6 protein-coding genes and 1 pseudogene are annotated in these 7,033 nt (G+C 36.2%); 3 read left to right on the top strand and 4 right to left on the bottom strand.

Annotated elements, in window-relative coordinates; translation table 11 throughout:
- Positions 1-235 precede the first annotated feature (235 nt).
- Entirely contained in the window at positions 236-973 is a 738-nt protein-coding gene (locus ACFXN8_RS26040; RefSeq protein WP_376072215.1) for a polysaccharide deacetylase family protein, read from the top strand.
- A gap of 97 nt (positions 974-1,070) precedes the next feature.
- On the opposite strand, the gene ACFXN8_RS26045 is transcribed toward ACFXN8_RS26040, so the two are convergent.
- The gene (locus tag ACFXN8_RS26045) at positions 1,071-1,328 is read right to left on the bottom strand and encodes a hypothetical protein (RefSeq protein WP_386848276.1); all 258 of its coding nucleotides are present in this window, start codon (positions 1,326-1,328) and stop codon (positions 1,071-1,073) included.
- A 107-nt stretch (positions 1,329-1,435) separates the two neighbouring features.
- Here ACFXN8_RS26045 and ACFXN8_RS26050 point away from each other — a divergent pair, with 107 nt between their 5' ends.
- On the top strand, positions 1,436-2,227 hold the full coding sequence (locus tag ACFXN8_RS26050; RefSeq protein ID WP_386848277.1) for a DUF2268 domain-containing putative Zn-dependent protease: 792 nt from the start codon (positions 1,436-1,438) through the stop codon (positions 2,225-2,227).
- A 403-nt stretch (positions 2,228-2,630) separates the two neighbouring features.
- Here the strand turns inward: ACFXN8_RS26050 and ACFXN8_RS26055 are convergent, their stop codons facing one another.
- The 3 genes from ACFXN8_RS26055 to ACFXN8_RS26065 all read right to left on the bottom strand — a co-directional run bounded on the left by ACFXN8_RS26055 (position 2,631) and on the right by ACFXN8_RS26065 (position 6,280).
- Positions 2,631-3,953, bottom strand: coding sequence for a CitMHS family transporter (locus ACFXN8_RS26055; protein WP_386848278.1), 1,323 nt, complete (start codon positions 3,951-3,953; stop codon positions 2,631-2,633).
- A 105-nt stretch (positions 3,954-4,058) separates the two neighbouring features.
- Complete coding sequence (locus tag ACFXN8_RS26060) at positions 4,059-4,772, bottom strand: response regulator (protein WP_386848279.1); 714 nt, start codon at positions 4,770-4,772, stop codon at positions 4,059-4,061.
- Positions 4,773-4,774: 2 nt separating this feature from the next.
- Positions 4,775-6,280, bottom strand: a complete 1,506-nt coding sequence (locus ACFXN8_RS26065; protein ID WP_386848280.1) for an ATP-binding protein — start codon at positions 6,278-6,280, stop codon at positions 4,775-4,777.
- A gap of 343 nt (positions 6,281-6,623) precedes the next feature.
- Here ACFXN8_RS26065 and ACFXN8_RS26070 point away from each other — a divergent pair.
- Positions 6,624-6,854: pseudogene (locus ACFXN8_RS26070) on the top strand (DNA-deoxyinosine glycosylase); the annotation flags it as partial.
- Between the last annotated feature and the right edge of the window lie 179 nt (positions 6,855-7,033).

Consider the following 7,033-nt stretch of genomic DNA (forward strand, 5'->3'; position numbering starts at 1 on the left):
ATAGTAAAAAAATGGATGTTTACTATCTCTATTTGAGAGTCTTTTATTTTCTTCAAAAACGGAAGAAATAGAAAACAGAAAATTCAATTAAAATTCATGCGACGTTAGTGATGAATAGATTTTTTAAAAAGGTTTTGAGGAGAAAACAGCCAAACCTTCATAAGTATAATTCATTGTAATTCGTAAATAGTAAGTTGACGGAGTTATGTGAATTTGAATTTGGGAGGTGATGCTTATGACACGTAAATATGTATTGGTTTTATCCCTTTGTTTTTTAATCATATCGGTATTTTTTACAGAGCTGACAGCCTATGCGGATAAAGGTCGGCCTTATTATGAGGAGACAGGGGAAGTCGTGTGGGACATTAATACAAAAGACAAAATAATTGCGCTTACCTTTGACGATGGACCTCATCCCAAATATACGGCGGCTATTTTGGATTTATTGGAAAAGTATGATGCAAAAGCGACGTTTTTTATTATTGGTAAAAATGCAGAAAAATATCCAGACCTTGTTTTACGATCTTATTCTGAAGGGCATGAGCTGGCCAATCATACGTATTCACATCCGTTTAAAGCTTCCGTAGCTGAATTACAGGCACAACTGCGTAAGACAAAGGCAATAATTTATGGTATTACTGGATTTGCACCAATTTTGTTCCGTCCTGTAGGTGGTTACTATAATGATCAAATGATCAATGCCGCTGTAAAGGATGGATACAAAGTAGTTATGTGGTCTTGGCATCAGGATACTCAAGATTGGAAACAGCCGGGTGTCAACAAAATTGTCCAAAAAGTGATGAATGGGTCGAAGCCTGGAGATGTTATTTTGTTCCATGATGGAGGCGGCGATCGTACGCAGACTATTAAGGCACTGGAAGAAATCTTACCAGAACTTAAAAAACAAGGTTATACATTTGTCACAATATCCGAGTTGATTAAAAGCAAACAGCAACAAGAGCAAGTGCAATAAGGAAAATAAGCCATCTCATTAGATTGAAATGGCTTATTTTTTCTCCATGACAGAATCTGTCATCGCGCAGCGGATAGTATAATTAGTCATTTCAGTATTACCAAAATAATAGTGGTGCTAGTGCAATTCCACCAATAGCGCCAAGTGCGATTCCTAAGCCAAAACCTGCTCCGGATCCTCCCCAACCCCAATAACCTAAACCATAACCGCCAAATCGTCTATCAGGTTGAATCCACACCTGTCTTCTATCCACTCTAGTTATTTCTCCATAATGTACTCTGCCACATGTTTCTTCAATTCTTACACGTTTACCATGATATTGACAACAAAGATTATAAGTATTAGCTGGATTCACAAACTATCCCTCCTTTCGACTTCCTTACAAGCTAATATATGCGGTTTCAATCATTATCACTAGCCGATTGTCTACTTCAGACATAAGCTATAGTAAGGAGGGAAAGTATGTCAGTAATACCAACAGATGAGTGGCTCAATGAATTAATGGCTAGTCAAAGGTTTAATGACAGTAAAAATCTTGAGGACTTACAACGCTCTATTCTTTGCGGTCGTTTAGTAGAGATTTTTATTGGCGGATCTCCAGATGAAATACAATTTGAACTACAGCAACAGGGGCTTTTTCAGTCACATGAAAAAATAGACATTAACAAGTTAAAAAAACAAAACGTTTGGGAAGTAGTACAGAAAGAATTTAACTATTTAAAGGAAAGGTGGAGCGGTCCAAATATACCAATCTATATCTTCCCAATCACACAGGAGCAAATGATTACTAAGAAAAACGGTGTTGCCTATCCAAATGCTCTGTTTTTATATATAGAAGAGCTTGAAAAGCAGGAGCTTAAAGCGTTATTTGCACATGAGTATAATCACGTTTGTCGTCTGCAATATTTAGATAAATCTCTAGACGAAGTGACATTGTTAGATTCTTTAATTTTAGAAGGTTTAGCAGAATGTGAAGTAGAGAAGATTTACGGTGATAAATGGTTAGCGCCATGGTTGAGGTCCTACTCATTAGATAAAATGTTAGAAATTTGGAAGGAACATTTTTTACCTCAAATCAATATTCAAGGATTAAACAATCATGCTGAATTTTTATATGGTGGAAAGCTTCCTCAATGGATAGGATATTGCATTGGTTATGAAATAGTAAGAACGTATATAAAAAATCACTCATCCAATAGCCTGCATGCAAAAAGCTCGAAGAAAATACTTGCTGGCTCTGATTTTTCACTATAAGACGATACCTATATAAAAATAGCCAGTTGCCGATTAACCACTCGACAACTGGTGCTATATTTCTGTTTATGTTAATTATAACCATAAAATGGGGTTGATTTCCGTTCCGACTGGGCGCTTTGTTGCTGCCGCTTCGCTTTCGCACAGATAAAACATTTGCCGCTGACGCTTCGCTTTCGCGCAGAGCAGAGCTTCCTGGGGGCGTCCGATGAGCCGCTTCGCTTCGCTGCAGGGTCTCGGGCCAACACGATGTTGGTCACGAAGGCGTTATCACAGGATGTGATGGTTTTAGCCTTCGTTCCTCTATCGCTAATCCCCAAGGAGTCGCCCAGCCTCCACTCCAATCAACTTATACACATGGCATTCGTTTTAACCATTATCATCTCCAACATTCGGTGATGAGTTAGATAGCAATAATTCCTAATGCTACAGCAATGAATAGTAAAGTAATGCTCAATCCCCACATCCAGAAGAAAGAGTATTTTAAGTGTTTCCCCATTTCTAAGCCTGATAAGCCTAAAGCTAACCAAACTGCAGGAGCAAGTGGCGATACAAATGTACCTACAATATTACCGATAATCATGGCATAGGCAGTTGAAAGAGAATCAATATCGAAAGATAAACCAATCTGTTCAACTACAGGGAATAAAGCGAAGTAATACGCATCCGTACTTAGTAATAAATCAAATGGTACCCCCAATACCCCGATAATGATATGTAAATAAGATGATAGGGCTGATGGTAGAATGTTTACAGCATTGTTGGCAATCGCAGTTAACATTCCGGTACCATTAAGTATGCCCAAGAATAGACCAGCGGAAATGATGATAGACGCCATCGTTAAGGCATTCGGAGCATGTGCTTGTACACGTTCCATTTGCTCTTTAGGAGAGCGGTAGTTGATTGGTAGGGCGATGGCCACTCCAATTAAAAAGGCTAATCCTGCTGGTAAAATACCTGCAACTAAAATTCCGATAACAAGAACAGTAACAATTGCATTAATCCACAATAGTTTTGGTCGTTGTAAGCTTGTGTCTACTTCTGATGAAACAACACCTTGTGTAATAGCATGATCATCATTTGTGAAGTCCAGGGTACCGTATTGTTTCAGAATACGCTTCTTTTCTCTAAAACCTAGGAACACCGCTAAAGCTAACATTAAAACGACACCAATGATTTGAATAGTGATTAAAGGATACCAAAGTTCAGTTACATCTGTCTCTAAAACTGAAGCAACACGACCTAATGGGCCACCCCAAGGAATCATATTAATTACTGCTGCTGCTCCTCCAACTAATAACAGCAAAAGATATGGATTCATCCGTAAACGTAAATATAAAGGCAATAATGCTGGGATTGTAATTAAAAATGTTGAAGCTCCAGAACCATCTAGTTGCGCCACTACAGCAATGATTACTGTTATCACTGCAACGACAATAATGTTTCCTTTTGAAAGCGCAATCATTTTATTGATCAATGGCTCGAATAATCCTACATCCTGCATAATACCGAAGAAAATAATAGCAAAGATAAACATAACAGCTACGTTCATCACTGAGCTTAATCCAGAACTAAAGAATTCTCCTAATTCATCGAAGTTAAAGCCAGCTATAAATGCAGCTACGATAGGTGGTATAACCATTGCTACAAGTGGTGATACGCGACCACTAATTAGTAGAGCAACAATAATAATAATGGTTAAAAATCCGATTATACTTAGACTCAAAAATATTTCCTCCCTTTGTGATTGATCATTCAGATTATTTAAAAAATAACACAGTGCTAAAGAGAGGAAAATAATATAATCATATGTTAAATAAATAACATACTATTAGTTTTGTTCATAAGTTCCATGATATACATATTTTCGTTCAGGTCTTCCAACGGTACCGTAAATTAGTTTTGTTTCTAAAAACTGCTCGCTAACTAAGTATTCTAAATAACGGCGAGCTGTTGAACGGCTAGAACCAATGAGTTCGCTTAATTGGGAGGCTGTGAGCTCCTGGGTTTTGAGATCTTCAAAAATGCTTTTAACAATTTGTAATGTGTGCAAATCAATTCCTTTTACAAACGTTTCTTCATCTACTACCTTATTGTTTGATTCACTATAAAATAAAGAATCAAGATCATTTTGAGTGACATTTTTGCTATGTTGAAATAATCGAAGTTCCTGCAAATATTTTTGAAATGCTTGTTGAAGTCGTTGCTCTTCAAAGGGTTTTATTAAATAATCTAAAATTCCTAAGTCCAATACATCCCTTATTAAACTTACTTCAGTTGCTGCTGAGATTACGACAATTTTTATAGACGGATAGAGGTGACGTATATGGCTTACTAATGAGTTACCTTCAACATCCGGAATATATAAATCTGTTAATATAATTTCTGGTAAGCTAGAAGTCATCTCCAGCTTTTCAATCGTTTCTTTACCTGTGCGTAAATTTTCAGTGACGATAAAACCTTCTATATTATGAACATAATCGGCATGAATTTTTGCTACTCTAAAGTCATCTTCAATAATCCATACACTTTTTAATGTTGTCATTCTCAAATGTCTCCTTTAGGAACTATAATTAAAAAACATGCTCCTGATAAATCACCGGAATCCAATAAAATTTCCCCGTGTATCACCTGAAGGGCTTTCTTGCTTATAGCAAGTCCATGTCCGCGGTCTAATCCTTCTTTAGTCGATATACCCTTTGTAAAAATTTTATCGTAAATATTGTGATCAATACCTGGTCCATTGTCTTGAATCTCAAATAAGTAATGATTTTTATACTTGTTGATGGATAGTCGAATCATTTTATCTGAGGATTCCCAACTTTTTAAAGTTTCAATAGCGTTTTGAAGTACATTACCAAGAGCTGTTAGGACAGCATCTTCTTGCTGTTTAGATAATTCAATAGATGAAGAAATTTCGTTTAGCTCGAGTGTAATCCCCAGTTCTGCGGCTTCTGCAATTTTCCCCTGAATTAAGGCAAGTAGAAGCGGGGTGGTTATATTGCTATTTAAAAAAGCTTGGTTTTTAAGTTGTATGTTTCGTTCTTCTTTAATAAATTCAATTGCTTCGTTGTAATGTTTATGAACAAGTAAACCTAAAATGATATGGAGCTTATTAGCAAATTCATGAGTATAGGCCCGTTGAACATTTGCATACTGCTTCATCTGTTTTAATTCATCCGTGATTTTTTGGATATCTACTTTTTTTCTAAAGGTGTATAATGAACCAATTTTCCTTTTCTTTTCAACTAAGGGGGCTTTATTCAAAATTACAATATGCTCATCAAGTGGTAGCTCTAAATTATGAATGTTTTGCTCTGCAACAATTTTAGGCGTAAAAATATGTTCAATTTTTGTACCCATCCAATCAGATAGAGATTTATTGTGAGCCGAATCTAGCATTTCATAAGCACTTTTATTAATGGTAGTAATTTGATTAAAATGATCGACAGCCAGTATACCCTCTGCTGTTGTTTCTAAAATGACCTTGTTTTGTTGATATAATTTAGCAATTTGAATAGGTTCCATATTAAACAATAATTTTTTTATATAAATAGAAATAACTACTGCACCTAATATGCCTATTAAAAGAATAACTACGGTGTATTTGATCCATTTGTGAATATAGCTTTCGATGATTGTGTTGATATTTTCTGTTAAAAAACCGACAGATACAACACCAATAATTTTATTATCTAATATGATGGGGGCTTTGCCTCGAATCGATTCACCTAGTGACCCCGTAGTTTTAGAAATATAAGCTTGTCTATCTAGCAATGCGGCATCGTTGTCTCCACCAACCATTTCTTCTCCGATTTTATCTTTTGAAGGATGAGAATAACGAATTCCTTCAGAATTTCCAACGACAATATATGCTGCGTCAATTTCTTTTCTTAAAGGTTCAACGATTGGTTGGATGATTTCACTCGGATTTTCTTTATCGAATGCCGTAATGATCTCTTCCGTGGATGCGAGGGTTTTTGCAATATTTAGTGCTTCCATCCCCATCTGTTTTTCTGTCGTATCGCGAATATGTTCTTGCAAAAGATACATAAACAGTCCACATATTAAAAGGATCAGGATACTTATTAAAAAAATCATTCTAGCTGTAAGAGACTGGAACCAACTTCTCATATTTCACCTCTATGTAGTTTAAAATACTCGTCATTTATTAAAGTGACAGCATGTTGACAAAAACATCTTAAAAAGAGTGCATTTGATTTAGTCTATCATAAATATCCAACAAATAGAGAAAGACCCTTTCTTAGGAAATTGCCGATTGGAACGGAAGTCACCCCACGTTAAGGTGATGAGGCTGAACTTTAATATTTGATACATGCCCTTCGATGACATTGACGCAAATTTTCCGCTACAATATAGGGAAGGAGGGACTGTCATGTCAAATGAACTTAAAAATGTACTACCACCGGTTATTGATTTGTCAACGAAAGTGCTAATTGTCGGTTCAATGCCGGGGAAACAATCGTTAGAGAAGCAACAATATTATGGTAACCCACGCAATCACTTTTGGCCGATTATTGGGGAAATCTTAGAAGTAGATGTACCTCAGAATTATGAAGAAAGATTAACTTTGCTAAAGAACCATCATATTGGTCTCTGGGTAACTAAACTGTTACAACAAATTTAAACCAAACTATACAAACCTGTATAGAAACATAGATTGATAACAGAATACCCTTCGTATCAAGCAATTGGTGCGAACTCCACGTTAATTGCTTTTAACTCCTAAAGCCTTGTGACCAAAGCGGAGCTGGAAACGGCAGACGTAACGGTGCGAAAGCAGAA

It is taken from the genome of Lysinibacillus sp. NPDC059133 (genome assembly GCF_042755925.1).
Lineage (GTDB): Bacteria > Bacillota > Bacilli > Bacillales_A > Planococcaceae > Lysinibacillus.